This is a genomic window from Thermoleptolyngbya sp. M55_K2018_002, from assembly GCF_015295965.1.
GTDB lineage: Bacteria > Cyanobacteriota > Cyanobacteriia > Elainellales > Elainellaceae > Thermoleptolyngbya > Thermoleptolyngbya sichuanensis.
In genome coordinates this window covers 1-2,318 of the sequence record NZ_DVEA01000107.1, presented here as the reverse complement: position 1 = coordinate 2,318, position 2,318 = coordinate 1, and the positions used below count along the sequence as shown (strand labels likewise).

Annotated in this window: 2 protein-coding genes; both read left to right on the top strand. The window is 59.2% G+C overall.

The window, feature by feature from the left end:
• The first annotated feature begins 271 nt into the window (after window positions 1-271).
• Window positions 272-844, top strand: a complete 573-nt coding sequence (locus IGS51_RS05425; RefSeq protein ID WP_297076888.1) for a gluconokinase, GntK/IdnK-type — start codon at window positions 272-274, stop codon at window positions 842-844.
• Window positions 845-915: 71 nt separating this feature from the next.
• Window positions 916-2,318: DICT sensory domain-containing protein (locus IGS51_RS05420; protein ID WP_297076886.1), on the top strand; the 1,403-nt coding region annotated here is incomplete at its 3' end.

Sequence of the window (2,318 nt, the reverse complement as noted above, 5' to 3'; positions counted from 1 at the left end):
TGCCGATTTTCGGAATGCTGTTCGCCGTGCGCCTGCTGGATCGGGTGAATGTGCAGGAGTTTCAGCTCAAAGCGAAAGAGGCGATCGCCGCTGTGCTGCAACAAGAACTGGATTAGGGCTGGATAGTGTGTTTGCAGTGTGGAGGTGGGAGAAGAGCGAAGAATGAAGAATGAAGAACGAAGAGCGAAGAATGAAGAGCGAAGAATGAAAAGGTTCCGTTTTTTGTTTTTCGTTCTTCGCTTTTTCCTTTTTTCACCCCATCCCTTTTCCTATGCCCCTCTCCCCGATTGTTTGGCTCATTATGGGCGTAGCGGGTTCCGGCAAGACCGTCATCGGGCGGCGGCTGGCGCAGTGGCTAGAGTGCGATTTTCTGGAAGGCGATCGCCGTCATTCCCCAGCCAATATCGCCAAAATGCAGGCCCAGATTCCGCTCGACGAGGGCGATCGCCGCCAGTGGTTGCTGGATATGCAGGACGATATTCAGCGGGCGATCGCCCTCCGCCGCGAAACCGTAATCACCTGCTCTGCCCTCAAGCGGGCCTACCGTACCCAACTCGCCGCGCCCGGTGGGGTGCAGTTGGTTTGGCTGGATGTGCCCCCCGCAGAGCTAGAGCGGCGGCTATCCAATCGCCTAAACCACTACATGAAGCTGGAAATGCTAAATAGCCAGCTTGCCGCCTTTGAGCCTGTGTCTGCCGAAGAGGCCGTCATCCGAATCGACGGCAGGTTGCCCCCCGATGCCATCGTGGCAGACTGGCTCCGTCAGGCAACTCAGCAGTTTCCGGCTCTCAATCTCCCCTGGTGGCAGCGCCTTCACCCAGAGAGTCCCAAACGCGACCCATAGAGATTTCCTATGAACCGGAAAAGTCTGCGAGAATCGAAGCAAGAAGTCTTGCACCACCGCTAATCGCCAGGATGCTAACCGGATCAATCTTGCAACAGTTGAGGGATGCTCACCAAGGGAGCCAGTCTCAGGGCAAGCGCCCGCTCAACTTTGGGGTTTATTACAAAAACACGCTCGTCGCCCTGTGCCATGCGCTAGAAGACTCGATTTTGGAGCATGACTACTCGCCGCTGATGATTACGGCGTTTCAGCGGGGCAAGTGGTATTTGCAGGAAGCCGACCGCTACGGGCAGATCGCCGAAAAGTCGCCGCAGATCGTGATTCTGGCAGCAGACGATGCGGGCTTTGCCGAACACCCCACCAGCCAGCGGGACAACGTGGCGCTGGTCAGCCTGGAGGATGCCGACCCGGTGGCGCAGGAGTGGCATTTGATTATCGTTTCGCCAGACTATACGGCGATGGTGTTGTGTCAGGAGTTGGCGGAAGCAGACTATCTCAAAGCAGGCGTGCCGACCCACGACCTAGAGCGCAAGTTCTACGGACTGTGGACTTTTGAGCCGTCGCTGGTGCTGGAAACGGCAGAACTGGCGATCGCCCACATTGGCCGCTACAACCCCCAACTTCAGCAGCAGTTGACCCAGCAACTCAGCGCGATCGCCGCCCAAGTGCAGCAGGCCGACGCGCTCTGCGGCTCCCCCACAGCCGATAACCTGGGCGACATCGTGACGCGGGTGGTGGACTATCTGCAAACCCATCAGGCGGCAGATCCGCAGGCGGAGTTTCGCGATCGCTTCTCGGTCAACGACAACCTGATTTCCAACGAACTGCAAGCCTATTTGCGAATTGCCCAACTGATCGACCTGACAGACCTCAGCAACCCGATGGCCGCCGCCGAAGTGGCCACGCTCACCGAGGCGATGGGGAATTTGCTCGACCTCCCCGCTTGGCAGCTTCATCGGCTCCAGTTGGCCAGCCTGCTGCACCGCATTGCGCGGATCGAGTCGGGGGGGCCCGTGCTGAGTCCGGGCGCGTCGTCTCGGTATGACGAAGACGCGACGGTGCCCCTGTCCTGTCCGCTGATTCCGGGAACCCAATTGCTGCGGCGGATGAACCGTCTGAAGGCGATCGCCACCATCCTCACTCACCACACCGAACGCTGGGACGGGCGCGGCTATCCCGCTGGGCTGCGCGGCGACGAAATTCCCCTAGAGTCGAGAATCCTGGGGCTGGCGATCGCCTTTCAAACCCGCGTCACCCAGCTAAATGCCCAGCCCAACCCCGACCCGCTGCAAAACCTAACCACGGCGCTAGACCAGTGCAAAGCCGAACAGGGCGAACAGTGGGACCCCAAACTGGTCGAAACGCTGTCGCTGCTGATTGCCGGAATCCAGCAAGGACTCACCCTGCCTGCGACATTGCCCAAAATCGCCTCTGGACTGTGGCTACTCGATTCCCACTCGGAGGAGGATGTGCT